Origin of the sequence: Ensifer sp. Root954, assembly GCF_001429005.1 — a bacterium.
In the GTDB taxonomy this organism is placed as follows: Bacteria; Pseudomonadota; Alphaproteobacteria; order Rhizobiales; family Rhizobiaceae; genus Ensifer; species Ensifer adhaerens.
In genome coordinates this window covers 19609-31882 of the sequence record NZ_LMJM01000022.1, presented here as the reverse complement: position 1 = coordinate 31882, position 12274 = coordinate 19609, and the positions used below count along the sequence as shown (strand labels likewise).

At 62.7% G+C, this 12274-nt stretch carries 16 protein-coding genes; 5 read left to right on the top strand and 11 right to left on the bottom strand.

What is annotated here, in order from left to right; all coding sequences use genetic code 11:
- Positions 1-72 precede the first annotated feature (72 nt).
- From ASE71_RS12270 to chvI, 5 genes are all read right to left on the bottom strand, one after another.
- On the bottom strand, positions 73-363 hold the full coding sequence (locus ASE71_RS12270) for an HPr family phosphocarrier protein (protein ID WP_043624332.1): 291 nt from the start codon (positions 361-363) through the stop codon (positions 73-75).
- Positions 363-764, bottom strand: coding sequence for a PTS sugar transporter subunit IIA (locus tag ASE71_RS12265; RefSeq protein ID WP_034801684.1), 402 nt, complete (start codon positions 762-764; stop codon positions 363-365). The genes ASE71_RS12270 and ASE71_RS12265 overlap by 1 nt, the downstream gene beginning before the upstream one ends.
- A gap of 156 nt (positions 765-920) precedes the next feature.
- The gene (locus ASE71_RS12260; protein WP_060521544.1) at positions 921-1379 is read right to left on the bottom strand and encodes an HPr kinase/phosphorylase; all 459 of its coding nucleotides are present in this window, start codon (positions 1377-1379) and stop codon (positions 921-923) included.
- On the bottom strand, positions 1376-3109 hold the full coding sequence (locus ASE71_RS12255; protein WP_244496953.1) for a sensor histidine kinase: 1734 nt from the start codon (positions 3107-3109) through the stop codon (positions 1376-1378). Before ASE71_RS12255 ends, ASE71_RS12260 begins: the two co-directional genes overlap by 4 nt.
- 239 nt (positions 3110-3348) lie before the next feature.
- Positions 3349-4074 carry a two-component system response regulator ChvI gene (gene chvI, locus ASE71_RS12250; protein WP_060521546.1) on the bottom strand — a complete coding sequence of 242 codons (726 nt, stop codon included), beginning with the start codon at positions 4072-4074 and terminating at the stop codon, positions 3349-3351.
- Positions 4075-4398: 324 nt separating this feature from the next.
- Here chvI and ASE71_RS12245 point away from each other — a divergent pair, with 324 nt between their 5' ends.
- The 5 genes from ASE71_RS12245 (at position 4399) to ASE71_RS12225 (ending at position 8263) form a co-directional block, all read left to right on the top strand.
- Positions 4399-6009 carry a phosphoenolpyruvate carboxykinase gene (locus ASE71_RS12245; protein ID WP_060521547.1) on the top strand — a complete coding sequence of 537 codons (1611 nt, stop codon included), beginning with the start codon at positions 4399-4401 and terminating at the stop codon, positions 6007-6009.
- 203 nt (positions 6010-6212) lie between these two features.
- Positions 6213-6647, top strand: coding sequence for an alternative ribosome rescue aminoacyl-tRNA hydrolase ArfB (gene arfB / locus ASE71_RS12240; RefSeq protein WP_034801693.1), 435 nt, complete (start codon positions 6213-6215; stop codon positions 6645-6647).
- A gap of 78 nt (positions 6648-6725) precedes the next feature.
- The gene (lysM, locus tag ASE71_RS12235; protein WP_034802175.1) at positions 6726-7199 is read left to right on the top strand and encodes a peptidoglycan-binding protein LysM; all 474 of its coding nucleotides are present in this window, start codon (positions 6726-6728) and stop codon (positions 7197-7199) included.
- Positions 7200-7201: 2 nt separating this feature from the next.
- Entirely contained in the window at positions 7202-7639 is a 438-nt protein-coding gene (locus tag ASE71_RS12230; protein WP_060521548.1) for a hypothetical protein, read from the top strand.
- Positions 7640-7651: 12 nt separating this feature from the next.
- Positions 7652-8263: an alpha-ketoglutarate-dependent dioxygenase AlkB gene (locus ASE71_RS12225; RefSeq protein ID WP_060521549.1), complete on the top strand. Its 612-nt coding sequence runs from the start codon at positions 7652-7654 to the stop codon at positions 8261-8263.
- Positions 8264-8278: 15 nt separating this feature from the next.
- Here ASE71_RS12225 and coaA read toward each other — a convergent pair whose 3' ends face one another.
- The 6 genes from coaA to ASE71_RS12195 are packed head-to-tail and all read right to left on the bottom strand — an operon-like array spanning position 8279 to position 12273.
- The gene (gene coaA, locus ASE71_RS12220; protein ID WP_060521550.1) at positions 8279-9271 is read right to left on the bottom strand and encodes a type I pantothenate kinase; all 993 of its coding nucleotides are present in this window, start codon (positions 9269-9271) and stop codon (positions 8279-8281) included.
- Complete coding sequence (locus tag ASE71_RS12215) at positions 9268-9591, bottom strand: phosphoribosyl-ATP diphosphatase (RefSeq protein WP_034802164.1); 324 nt, start codon at positions 9589-9591, stop codon at positions 9268-9270. The genes coaA and ASE71_RS12215 overlap by 4 nt, the downstream gene beginning before the upstream one ends.
- Before the next feature lie 15 nt (positions 9592-9606).
- Positions 9607-10383, bottom strand: a complete 777-nt coding sequence (gene hisF / locus ASE71_RS12210) for an imidazole glycerol phosphate synthase subunit HisF (RefSeq protein WP_060521551.1) — start codon at positions 10381-10383, stop codon at positions 9607-9609.
- A gap of 3 nt (positions 10384-10386) precedes the next feature.
- Positions 10387-11124: a 1-(5-phosphoribosyl)-5-[(5-phosphoribosylamino)methylideneamino]imidazole-4-carboxamide isomerase gene (hisA, locus tag ASE71_RS12205; RefSeq protein WP_060521552.1), complete on the bottom strand. Its 738-nt coding sequence runs from the start codon at positions 11122-11124 to the stop codon at positions 10387-10389.
- Positions 11125-11152: 28 nt separating this feature from the next.
- Entirely contained in the window at positions 11153-11803 is a 651-nt protein-coding gene (gene hisH, locus ASE71_RS12200) for an imidazole glycerol phosphate synthase subunit HisH (RefSeq protein WP_060521553.1), read from the bottom strand.
- Positions 11803-12273 carry a DUF2628 domain-containing protein gene (locus ASE71_RS12195; RefSeq protein ID WP_060521554.1) on the bottom strand — a complete coding sequence of 157 codons (471 nt, stop codon included), beginning with the start codon at positions 12271-12273 and terminating at the stop codon, positions 11803-11805. Before ASE71_RS12195 ends, hisH begins: the two co-directional genes overlap by 1 nt.
- Between the last annotated feature and the right edge of the window lies 1 nt (position 12274).

Below are 12274 nucleotides of genomic sequence, written 5' to 3'. Positions count from 1 at the left end.
CGACCGATCTATCAGGATTCAGGGTGGAGAGCAACCTCGATATAAAGAAGTCTTTATATCTTTATATTGCCGTCAGATTTCTTCGCCGAACTTGTCGGCGACCAGAGCGTCGAGCGCGTTCAGGGCTTCTTCGGCCTGCGCGCCGCTGGCGGTCACGCAAACGCTGCAGCCGGTGCTGGCGGCCAGCATCATCAGCCCCATGATCGAGGTTCCGCCAACGGTCATGCCGTCCTTCGAAACGGTGATCTCGGCGTCATAGGCCTCAACCGTCTGCACGAACTTTGCTGACGCCCGCGCATGCAGGCCTCGCTTGTTGATGATCAGCAGTTCGCGCGTCAGCGACATGTCGGGGCGGTGATCCATTACTTTCCACTCAGGACGCGGCTGGCGACGTTGATGTATTTCCGCCCGGCCTCGGAGGCCTCGACAAGTGCCTTGTCCATGTCGCTCTCGCCGCGCACGCCCGCAAGCTTGATCAGCATCGGCAGGTTGACGCCGGCGATCACTTCGACGGTGCCGCTGCGCATCACCGAGATGGCGAGGTTGGAGGGGGTCCCGCCGAACATGTCGGTGAGAATGATGACGCCGTTGCCTTCGTCGACATTGGTGACCGCGTCGAGGATATCCTGCCGACGCTGGTCCATGTCGTCCTCGGGGCCGATGCAGACGGTCTCTATAGCTTTTTGCGGACCGACAACATGCTCAAGCGCATGTCGAAATTCCTCAGCCAGCTTGCCATGGGTGACAAGCACAAGTCCGATCATGGGTATCTTCGCTCCAACTGCACACGCAATTCACTGATGGCCAGATATCGCAATGCAGCAATTTCGTCCACCTGTTGGGGAGGGCATCTTGGCAAGGAAAAGGGGAAGTGCAAGCCAAAAATGCCGAAATTCCGGTCGCGCTGACGGTAAATCGGGCTAGAAACCTATTTTTTCAGCGATGAGCGCCTGCAAAATATTGAGAACCTGGGCGCCCTCTTCAACGGGAACGCGAACAATCGGCAATACGCGCCCGAGTGGCAGGGGCAATGTCTCGTCTTCGGGCGGTAGCCGCGGGTCGAATGGGGCGGCGACGGGCAGAATGGCCCAGTCCATCACGGCGGCAGGCACGGTTTCGATCGTGCCGATGCCGGCGCCGCGGATTTCGATGAGGCCGTGAATGGAGGGCGGGCAGCGCGCCACGATCCGGTCGTGTTCGAGCGCAAGATTCACCCGGTCGTCGGCGACGAGCGCCGCGAAATGTCCGGTCTGCCGGGCGGCCGTGATGCAGGCGAGCGCCAGTCTGGATTTGCCGCTGCCGGACGGGCCGGTAAGCAGGAAGCCGCGCGTCCCGAGCACGATTGCGGTGCCGTGGACATTGGCGCGGGCCGTTGTCACGCGTGCGGCTCGGCGGGCAGGGACAGGACGAAGCGCGCACCGGTGATATGGCCATCCGGTGCGGCGATGTTCTCGGCCTTGAGCGTGCCGCCATGGGCTTCGGCGATCTGCCTGGAGATCGACAGCCCGAGGCCGGAGTTCTGTCCAAAATCCTCGCCTTCCGGCCGGTCGGTATAGAAGCGCTCGAAAATGCGGTCGATGTCTTCGGCCTGGATGCCCGGGCCGTTGTCCTCGACATAGACGAGGCAGCGCGAGCGCGAGCGGGTGAGGCGCACGACGATCCGCCCGCCGTCCTCGGGAACGAAGGAACGGGCGTTTTCGATCAGGTTGGTAATGATCTGGCCGATGCGCAGGTCGTAGCCGCTGACGGCAAAGCGCGCCTTGGGGCTGTCCTTGCGGTCGATGACGAAATCGAGCAGCACCGCCTTCTTCTTGCTTCGGACCTGGCGCGAGATATCGACGAGGTCGCCGAGGAGTTTTTCGAGATCGATCGTCTTGGCGTCGCTGCGGGCAAGTTCCGCGTCGAGACGCGAGGCGTCCGAGATATCGCTGATCAGGCGATCGAGGCGGCGGACGTCATGCTGGATGACGTCCATCAGCCGCTTCTTCGATTCGTCGGTCCGCGCCAAAGGCAGCGTCTCGACGGCGCTACGCAGTGAGGTGAGGGGGTTTTTCAGCTCGTGGCTGACGTCGGCGGCAAAGTTTTCGATCGCGGCGATCCGGTCATAGAGCGCAGTCGTCATCTCACGCAGCGCGACCGATAGGTTGCCGATCTCGTCCTGGCGCGAGGAGAAGTCGGGAATTTCCTCGCGCTCCTTGGCGCCGCCGCGGCGCACGCGCACCGCTGCTGCCGCAAGCCTGCGCAGCGGATTGGCGATCGTCGACGACAGAAGCAGCGACAGGATGATGTTGACGAGCGCCGCGACGCCGAAGACGCGGATGATGGCGAGGCGCTCGGCCTGGACGATCTTGTCGATGTCGCCGGCCTGGGTCGAAAGCAGGAGCACGCCGAGAACGGCGCGGAAGCGCTGGACGGGCACCGCCACGGAAACGATAAGCTCGCCCTTCTCGGTAACGCGCTCGACATAGCCGCGCACGCCCGTCAGAGCATTGGTCACCTCAGGGTAGATCGAGCCGTTGCCACCCGGCGGTTCTTTATAGAGCGGCAGATTGCCCGGCTGCAAAAGCTTGTTCAGCCAGCTGTTGAGCTTTTCGCCGATGCCCGTCGCCTCCGGCTCGATCGGCGGCAGGTCGAAGCGCAGCACCTGGCCGCCGCTATAGAGATGGCGCGAATCGAGCAGCAGGTCGGCGTCCGCGTCGAACAGCCGGGCGCGGGTGCGCGTCGGCGAGATCAGCCGGCGCAGAACCGGCGCGACACGCTCCTGGATGATCGGGAAGTCGAGATCCTCGTCGCTCGGCAGCGGCGTGATGCTCTGGCCGGCCTGCAGTTCCAGCAGCTTTTCGGGATCGATGGTGATCGAATTGGTATCGACCGAGGCGGAAGCCGAGATCGCGCCGGCGATGATTTCGCCCTGGGTCAAAAGGCTTTCGACGCGCGCGTCGATCAGCCCCTCGCGGAACTGGTTGAGGTACATGATGCCGCCGACCAGAACGACGAGCGCCACCAGGTTGAAGAAGACGATACGGCGGGTGAGGCTCGAGAAGACGGCATTGCCGAAGAGACGACGAATGAGCGTGAAGGGATGCGCCCAGCGGCGCTGGCCCTTCAGTGCCTGGGCACGCCCGTCAGTGTCTTCAATGTCGCCGTGCAAGACTTCTACCAAATGTCCCGCTCCCGCGCGGACTGTCCTTCATAATCGTTCGATAGCGGCGGCGCTGCCGGCCGGTTGCGCCGCCTTCCATGGTTTTGATCCGAAGACGGCGGAGATCGTGTCGAGCCTCAGATGAGGCCATCACCATCGCGCCGCTTCAAATGCGCCACTCTGGGCGCGATGGCAAGCCCCGAGGCTCAGGCACTCTCCCGGAAACGATAGCCGACACCGTAAAGCGTCTCGATCATGTCGAAGTCGTTGTCGACCATCTTGAACTTCTTGCGCAGCCGCTTGATGTGGCTGTCGATGGTGCGGTCGTCGACATAGACCTGTTCGTCATAGGCCGCGTCCATCAGTGCGTCGCGGCTCTTCACCACGCCCGGGCGCTGCGCCAGCGAATGAAGAATGAGGAATTCCGTCACCGTCAGGGTCACCGGCTCGCTCTTCCAGGTGCAGGTGTGGCGCTCCTGGTCCATCACCAACTGCCCGCGCTCGAGCGAGCGCGACGGCGCGTCGGTTGCCTTGACGGCATTGTTCGGATTGGCGGCCGCGGCTTCGCGGTTGGCGGCGCGGCGCAGGATCGCCTTGACGCGTTCGACCAGAAGGCGCTGCGAAAACGGCTTGGTGATGAAGTCGTCGGCGCCCATCTTCAGGCCGAAGAGTTCGTCGATCTCTTCATCCTTGGAGGTGAGGAAGATCACCGGCAGGTCCGACTTCTGCCTTAGGCGGCGCAGCAATTCCATGCCGTCCATACGCGGCATCTTGATGTCGAAGATCGCAAGCTGCGGCGGCCGGGCGAGCAGGCCTTCGAGCGCGGAAGCGCCGTCGGTATAGGTCTCGACTTTGTAGCCTTCTGCCTCTAGGGCGATGGATACGGACGTCAGAATATTCCGGTCATCATCGACAAGCGCGATGGTCTGCATCGTGTTCAACTCCGTCTTTTGAGGTGCCGGTCCCGTCCCCGAAAACTCCGGCATTCGCGAGTCACGGGTGCGTTAGTGAGTATAAAGGTGGAACAAATTGTGGCGAAGCCCAAAAAGCACCTGTCGTGACGATAGGATAGGTCCTGTCAGATCGGTGTTCGGGAGGCCGATTTCAACCGATTAAAAAAACGATAATTTTCTTTAAATCGATTAATATACTGAAATCATTATTCTTTTTTTGACGTCGCCTTGTTTTTGAGCGAGCATGCAAGTAAGGTCCGGCGAAATTCAACGCCAATGGCCAAACACGAAGGAAGCTTGACCATGGAGCAACTCGGCACTCGCAATCTCGCGAACGGCTTGGAAAAACTCGGCTTTATCGACCTGGAAACGGTTCGGTACAACCTCGAAGCCGCAGAGCTTTATGAGGAAGCTCTTCGCCGCGGCGAGGCTGAGCTGACGGCACACGGTGCGCTCGTCGCCCGTACCGGCCAGCACACCGGTCGCTCGCCGAAGGACAAGTTCGTCGTTCGCGATGCGAACACCGACGACCAGATCTGGTGGGACAACAACAAGCCGATGTCTCCGGAGCATTTTGCCCTGCTGCGCAAGGATATGCTTGAGCACGCCAAGGGCATGTCGCTCTATGTGCAGGACCTGGTTGGCGGCGCCGATGTCGACAACGCCCTGCCGACACGCGTCGTTACCGAGTACGCCTGGCATTCGCTGTTCATCCGCAATCTGCTGATTCGCCCAGCCCGCGAAGCGCTCGGATCCTTCCTGCCGAAGCTGACGATCATCGATCTGCCGAGCTTCAAAGCAGATCCGGAGCGCTACGGCTGCCGCACCGAGACGGTCATCGCCTGCGACTTCACCAACGGCCTCATCCTCATCGGCGGCACTTCCTATGCCGGCGAAATGAAGAAGTCGGTCTTCACCGTTCTCAACTACCTGCTGCCGAAGAAGGGCGTCATGCCGATGCACTGCTCGGCAAACGTGGGCGCGGCCGGCGACACCGCGATCTTCTTCGGACTCTCCGGCACCGGCAAGACGACGCTTTCGGCCGACCCGACCCGCACGCTGATCGGCGACGACGAGCACGGCTGGGGCGAGCAGGGCGTCTTCAACTTCGAAGGCGGCTGCTACGCCAAGGCGATCCGCCTGTCGGAAGCCGCCGAGCCGGAAATCTACGCCACGACCCGCCGCTTCGGCACCGTCATGGAAAACGTCGTGCTTGACGAGCGCCGCGTTCCGGATTTCGACGATGGTTCGCTGACGGAAAACACCCGTTGCGCCTATCCGCTCGACTTCATCCCGAATGCCAGCGCCACCGGCACCGCACCGCAGCCGCGCACCATCATCATGCTGACCGCCGATGCCTTCGGCGTGATGCCGCCGATTGCCAAGCTGACGCCGGAACAGGCGATGTACCACTTCCTTTCCGGCTACACCGCCAAGGTCGCCGGCACGGAAAAGGGCGTTACCGAGCCGGAAGCCACCTTCTCGACCTGCTTCGGCGCACCGTTCATGCCGCGTCACCCGTCGGAATACGGCAACCTGCTGAAGGACCTGATCGCCAAGAACGGCGTCACCTGCTGGCTGGTGAACACCGGCTGGACCGGCGGCGCCTACGGCACCGGCAGCCGCATGCCGATCAAGGTGACGCGCGCTCTGCTCGCGGCCGCGCTTGACGGCTCGCTGAACGCTGCGGAACTGCGCACCGATGCCAACTTCGGCTTTGCCGTTCCGGTGTCGGTCCCGGGCGTCGACGACGGCATCCTCGACCCACGCTCGACCTGGGCCGATGGTGCAGCCTATGACGCACAGGCCCGCCGCCTGGTCGACATGTTCATCACGAATTTCGCCAAGTTCGAGAGCCATGTGGACGGCAGCGTTCGCGACGCGGCTCCCGGTACGAAGATCGCCGCCGAATAAACATTGTCGGCTATGATTCACGTGAAACCCGGTCCTTGCGGCCGGGTTTTTCGCTTTCGCGCCCGCTCTGTGTCCCTTTAAATCCTCTTCGATCTAAGGCGAGCCAAAGTGCCACGGCGACCTTTGCGCCTCTGATGAGACGCGCGGCGCCGCAGTGTTTTCAACGGGTTCGCTCTGTGCCATAGATCGGGCCGAGGTGAACCATGGCCAGCGACCCGCTCTACATAAACGACAATATCGTCCTTGCCGGCTGGGAGCTGACGGAGCAATTCGTGCTGGCCGGTGGCCCGGGCGGGCAGAACGTCAACAAGGTGTCGACCGCCGTTCAGCTGTTCTTCAACGTCCAGGCGTCTCCGGCGCTTTCCGATCGCATCAAGGCCAACGCCCTGAAGATCGCCGGCAAGCGCGCCTCGAAAGAGGGCGTGCTGATGATCGAGGCGAGCCGCTTTCGCAGCCAGGAGCGCAACCGCGAGGATGCGCGCGAGCGGCTGAAGGAGTTGATCCTGAAGGCTGCCGAACCCCCGCCGCCGCCGCGCAAGAAGACCAAGCCGACGCGCGGTTCCGTCGAGCGGCGTCTCAAGGAGAAGTCGGGTCGCGGGGAGATCAAGAAGCTCCGGGGCCGGCCTGGAGGCGATTGATTCTTTTTGCGGCTCCCTTGCCTTTTGGCGGGCAGCGCCCTCTCTTATCGAGCAGTGTTTTCGCAAAAGGAGATATTCATGGGTCTTTTCAGCTTTATCAAGAACGCCGGCAAGAAGCTTGGCATCGGCGGCGACGACGATGCTCCGGATGCCGAAAGCGTTCAGAAGGAACTTGCATCCCACGATCTCGGCACCAAGGACGTGCAGGTCGAAGTGGCCGGTGACAAGGTCGTGCTGAAGGGTGTCGTGAAGGACCAGAGCGTCTTCGAAAAGGCCGTCGTCGCCGTCGGCAACACGCTCGGCGTGTCCGCAGTCGAGGCCTCCGAACTCAAGGTCGCCGATGCCGGCGCAGCACCTGCTCCGGCAAAGGAGCCCGTCTTCTATACGGTCAAGAAGGGCGATAACCTCTGGAAGATTGCCGAGGCGCAGTACGGCAAGGGCAAGGGCGCCAAGCACACGGTGATCTTCGAAGCCAACAAGCCGATGCTGACCCATCCGGACAAGATCTATCCCGGCCAGGTTCTGCGCATTCCGGATCTGGATGCGGCCTGAGCGTGTCCTTCAGGCGGTCTCTCGTCGTTGCCGCGCTGGCAAGCCTCTGGCTTGCCAGCGGTTCTTTGGCGCAGCCTTTCCGTGAACCCGCCAAGGGCAGTACGGAGCGTGCCGCCATCCTCGACGCGATCCGCCCCGCGGTCGAAGCCGAGATGCGCGGTCCCGTCGAATTCGTCGTCACCACCATGCGTGCCGCACCCAACTGGGCCTTCATGCAGGTCGAGCCGCAACGGCCGGGTGGCGGATCCATCGACCTGCCGCAAACCGGGTTGCGCGACGAAGCCGACATGATGGATGGTCTGACGGTGTTCGCACTCGTCAGCTTCCAGAATGGCCGGTGGAACCTGGTCGATCACGTCGTCGGGCCGACGGATATCGCCTATGCCGGCTGGCCGCTTCGCTACGGCGTGCCGGCGGCACTTCTCGGCCTGGAACAATAAGGACTGCTTCTCATGCAGGTGCTCCCGAAAGGGATCAGACATATTCCCGGTTATCTCGATCGTGCCCGGCAGGAGCAACTGGTCGAGGCCATTCGTTCAGTCGTTGCCGAAGCGCCGCTGTTCGTGCCGGAAATGCCGAAGACTGGCAAACCCATGTCGGTGCGCATGACCAATTGCGGCGCGCTCGGCTGGGTCACGGATCGCGATCGCGGCTATCGTTACCAGTCTCAGCATCCGGTGACCGGCCGCCCCTGGCCGGTCATGCCGGAGATCCTGCTCGATATCTGGGATGCGGTTTCCGCAAGCAGCAAGACGCCCGAGGCCTGCCTGGTAAACTTCTATTCCGAAGAGGCCCGTATGGGGCTGCATCAGGATCGCGACGAGCGCGATCTTGAAACCGCCGTCGTCTCGATCTCGCTTGGTGACAGCTGCCTCTTCCGCGTGGGTGGCAATACGCGCGGCGGCCAGACCATGTCCTTCCGGCTGGAAAGCGGCGATGTCGTGGTGCTGGGTGGGGAAGGGCGTCTCGCCTTCCATGGCGTCGACCGGATCTATCCGAGCACGTCGACGCTGCTGAAGAATGGCGGGCGGGTCAATCTGACACTCCGCCGCGTCAATCCCTGAGGATGCACCGAAAGCTTAGAGCTTCCTCAGCGCCACCTTTTCGGTCAGATGGTTCGGGCCCTTTTGCAGGATCAGGTCGGCGCGCGGGCGCGTCGGCAGGATGTTCTGGTGCAGGTTCTTCAGGTTGATGTTGTGCCACAATCCCTCGGCAATGGCCCGGGCTGCATCCTCGCTGATCGTGGCGTAGCGGTGGAAGTAGGATTCCGGGTTCTTGAACGCGGTTTCGCGCAGCCGCATGAAGCGGTTGACGTACCAGCTGTGGATCAGGCTCTCCTCGGCATCGATATAGATCGAGAAGTCAAAGAAATCCGAGACCATCGGCACGATCTTGCCGTCGGCCGGCAGGTTGCGCGACTGCAGAACGTTGATGCCTTCGAAGATCAGGATATCTGGCCGGTCGATGACCGTGAACTGGTCGGGCAGCACGTCATAGGTCAGGTGCGAATAGCTGGGCGCCTTGACGTTCGGCTGGCCGGCCTTGATCGCCGACAGGAAGCGCAGGAGCGCGCCGACGTCGTAGCTCTCCGGAAAGCCCTTGCGGTCCATCATGTTTTCGCGCTGGAGCACGGCGTTCGGATAGAGAAAACCGTCTGTTGTCACCAGGTCGACCTTCGGGCTCGACGGCCAACGCGCCAGAAGCTGCGCCAGGATACGGGCCGTCGTCGACTTGCCGACGGCGACCGATCCGGCAATGCCGATGACGAAGGGGGTCTTCGTCTCGGACATGCTGAGGAAGCGCTTGCGCTGCTCGAAGAGCATCTGCGACGATTCCACATGGGTCGAAAGCAGGCGTGACAGCGATAGGTAGATCTGCCGGACCTCGCCGAGATCGACGGGGTCGTTCAACGATCGCAGCCGCTGTACCTCGTCGGCCGTCAGCGTCATCGGCGTATCGGCGCGAAAGCGCGACCATTCCTCGGCGGTGAAGAAATGATAGGGCGAGTAGTCCCGCTTCTGGAGGTTGTCGGGCAGGTCGGCTGCTTCGATGTCTTTCGCCGCGATCGTCATGGGGTCTGCCGATTTGCCTTTTCCTGCAGGCCGGATTGGTTGGTCCGTCGCTGAAGTTCGTTGAGCACATCCTGCAACGGAACGTCGGCGATCTTCAATACGACCATTAGATGATAGAGGAGATCGGCGCTTTCGGCGATGAGATTTGCGCGGTCGTTGCTGATGGCCGCGATCACGGTTTCAACCGCTTCCTCGCCGAGTTTCTTCGCCGCCTTCGGCTGGCCGCTTGCCACCAGTTTTGCCGTCCAAGATTCGTCCGGCGCCGCCATCGCGCGTGTCGCGACGATGGCTTCGAGGTCGGAAAGTGTGAAGTCGCCCATGGGAGATCCTGAAGCTCAGTCGAGGCGCATGGCGATGCCATGCTCCGCCATATAGCGCTTGGTTTCGCCAATGCTATAGGTGCCGAAGTGGAAGATGGAGGCGGCAAGGACCGCTGTCGCGTGACCGTCCTTGATGCCGGCGACCATGTGGTCGAGTGTGCCGACGCCACCCGACGCGATGACGGGCGCGCGGACCGCGTCGGCGACGGCGCGGGTAAGCGCGATGTCATAACCGCTCTTGGTCCCGTCACGGTCCATCGAGGTCAAAAGGATCTCGCCGGCGCCGAGATCGACCACCCGACGGGCAAAATCGATCGCGTCGATGCCGGTCGGCTGGCGTCCGCCATGGGTGAAGATCTCCCAGCGATCCGCGTCGCCATCCGTCGAGACTTTCTTGGCGTCGATCGCGACGACGATGCACTGGTTGCCGAACTTGTCGGCGGCTTCGGCGACGAATTCCGGGTTCTTTACCGCAGCCGTGTTGATTGACACCTTGTCGGCGCCGGCCAGAAGCAGCTTGCGGATGTCGGAAACCTGGCGCACGCCGCCGCCGACGGTCAGCGGCATGAAGCACTGTTCGGCCGTACGGGCGATGACGTCGAAGATCGTCTCGCGATTGTCCGAGGACGCGGTGATGTCGAGGAAGCAGAGCTCGTCGGCGCCGGCAGCGTCATAGGCGCGGGCCGCTTCCACGGGGTCACCGGCGTCGATCAGGTCGACGAAGTTGACGCCCTTGACGACACGGCCGTCCTTGACGTCGAGGCACGGGATAACGCGGGCTTTAAGCGTCATGGTTCAAGCCTTTCTCGCAGCGCGGATCAGCTCCAGCGCCTCCTGCGGGTCGATGCGGCCGTCATAGAGCGCGCGGCCGGAGATGGCGCCTTCGAGCTTGCGTGCGTCCGGCTCGACCATGCGGCGGATATCGTCCATCGAGGCGAGACCGCCCGATGCGATGACAGGAATGGAAACCGCGTCCGCCAGTTCCAGCGTCGAAGCCCAGTTGATACCGGTCAGGATGCCGTCGCGGTCGATGTCGGTATAGATGATCGCCGAAACGCCGGCGCCCTCGAACTTCTTGGCAAGCTCGATCACGCCGAGTTCGGAAGCCTCGGCCCAGCCTTCGACGGCAACCTTGCCGCCCTTGGCGTCGATGCCGACGGCGACCTTGCCGGGGAATTTGCGGCAGGCCTCGATCACGAGCGCCGGATCACGGACAGCGACAGTGCCGAGGATGACGCGGGCAAGCCCGCGCGACAGCCAGTTTTCGATATGGTCGAGCGTGCGGATGCCGCCGCCGAGCTGCACCGGGTTTTTGGTCGCCTTGAGAATGGCGTCAACGGCGGTACCGTTGACCGTCTCACCGGCAAAGGCGCCGTTGAGGTCGACCACGTGCAGCCATTCGAAGCCCTGGTCTTCAAAGGCGCGGGCCTGGGCCGCCGGGTCGGGGTTGTAAACCGTCGCCTGGTCCATGTCGCCAAGCTTCAGGCGCACGCATTGCCCGTCTTTCAGGTCGATCGCGGGAAAAAGGATCATGGGTCTGTCCAATCAGTCGTGCGAAAGCTCAGGGCTTCCAGCGCAGGAAATTCGAGATGAGGGCAAGGCCAAGCGCCTGGCTCTTTTCCGGGTGGAACTGCGAGCCCGCCTTGTTGCCGTTGGCGACGAAGGCCGTGACCGGCCCGCCATAGTCGGCCTCGGCGACCACGTCGGCGGCGCCCTCAGCGGCCAGGTGGTACGAATGCACAAAATAGGCATGCAGGCCGGCTTCGCCAACACGGATGCCGTCAAACAGCGGGTGCTCGCGCTTGAGCTTCAGCGTATTCCAGCCGATCTGCGGGATCTTCAGCGTGGTGTCGGCGGGCGTCATCTCGACGACATCGCCGGGGATCCAGCCAAAACCGTGGGTGATGGTCTTTTCAAGTCCGCGCGACGACATCAGCTGCATGCCGACGCAGATGCCGAGGAAGGGTCGCCCGGCCTGTTCGACCGCCTCGGTCAACGCTTGCTCCATGCCGTCGACGGCAGCAAGGCCGCGGCGGCAATCGGCATAGGCGCCAACGCCCGGAAGCACGATGCGGTCGGCGCTCGCCACCCGTTCCGGCTTGTCGGTAAGGTCGATCTCGGCTGCAATGCCGGCTTCGTGGGCGGCCCGTTCAAAGGCCTTGGTGGCCGAGCGCAGATTGCCCGAGCCGTAATCGATGATGGCGACGCGCATCAGCGTTCTCCGTAGGAATCAAAAAGGCCGAGGCCGGGGCCGCCACTTGAGGGCTTGCGCACGGTCCAGTCGGCCGGGGAGGGGGCGGCGGGCTTGGTCTCGTTCGAAGCCAGGCTCGTGAAATAGATCTCTTCGGCCGCTTCGAGATTGGGCGCCGGCACGATGGAACGCAGCGTCCAGTCACGGGCCGTCAGGCTGCGCGCCACCAGAACCGGCCCTTCGAGCGCCACCACCAGCCGAAGCGCGAGCTGGGCCAGGAGAGATGGCAAGAAGCCGCTCTCGTGGTTCGACAGGAATATTAACGAGATCTGCAGAACAGCAACTGCGATTCCGATTGCCCATTGACGCTTGGCGAGAAGCCAGAGCGCCGGGAAAAGGAAGGCCCACCAGGAAAAGCCGTCGGCGACGAAGCGCGCCCGCTCGTCGTTGGCGCGCGCACCCGGCGGGGTGAGGATCATGTAAGAAGCCATG

Bases quoted from the DNA above. Each gene is read 5' to 3' on its own strand.
- ASE71_RS12270 (WP_043624332.1), bottom strand. From the start codon at position 363: ATGGATCACCGCCCCGACATGTCGCTGACGCGCGAACTGCTGATCATC.
- ASE71_RS12265 (WP_034801684.1), bottom strand. From the start codon at position 764: ATGATCGGACTTGTGCTTGTCACCCATGGCAAGCTGGCTGAGGAATTT.
- chvI (WP_060521546.1), bottom strand. From the start codon at position 4,074: ATGCAGACCATCGCGCTTGTCGATGATGACCGGAATATTCTGACGTCC.
- ASE71_RS12245 (WP_060521547.1), top strand. From the start codon at position 4,399: ATGGAGCAACTCGGCACTCGCAATCTCGCGAACGGCTTGGAAAAACTC.
- arfB (WP_034801693.1), top strand. From the start codon at position 6,213: ATGGCCAGCGACCCGCTCTACATAAACGACAATATCGTCCTTGCCGGC.
- lysM (WP_034802175.1), top strand. From the start codon at position 6,726: ATGGGTCTTTTCAGCTTTATCAAGAACGCCGGCAAGAAGCTTGGCATC.
- ASE71_RS12225 (WP_060521549.1), top strand. From the start codon at position 7,652: ATGCAGGTGCTCCCGAAAGGGATCAGACATATTCCCGGTTATCTCGAT.
- coaA (WP_060521550.1), bottom strand. From the start codon at position 9,271: ATGACGATCGCGGCGAAAGACATCGAAGCAGCCGACCTGCCCGACAAC.
- ASE71_RS12215 (WP_034802164.1), bottom strand. From the start codon at position 9,591: ATGGGCGACTTCACACTTTCCGACCTCGAAGCCATCGTCGCGACACGC.
- hisF (WP_060521551.1), bottom strand. From the start codon at position 10,383: ATGACGCTTAAAGCCCGCGTTATCCCGTGCCTCGACGTCAAGGACGGC.
- hisA (WP_060521552.1), bottom strand. From the start codon at position 11,124: ATGATCCTTTTTCCCGCGATCGACCTGAAAGACGGGCAATGCGTGCGC.
- hisH (WP_060521553.1), bottom strand. From the start codon at position 11,803: ATGCGCGTCGCCATCATCGATTACGGCTCGGGCAATCTGCGCTCGGCC.
- ASE71_RS12195 (WP_060521554.1), bottom strand. From the start codon at position 12,273: ATGGCTTCTTACATGATCCTCACCCCGCCGGGTGCGCGCGCCAACGAC.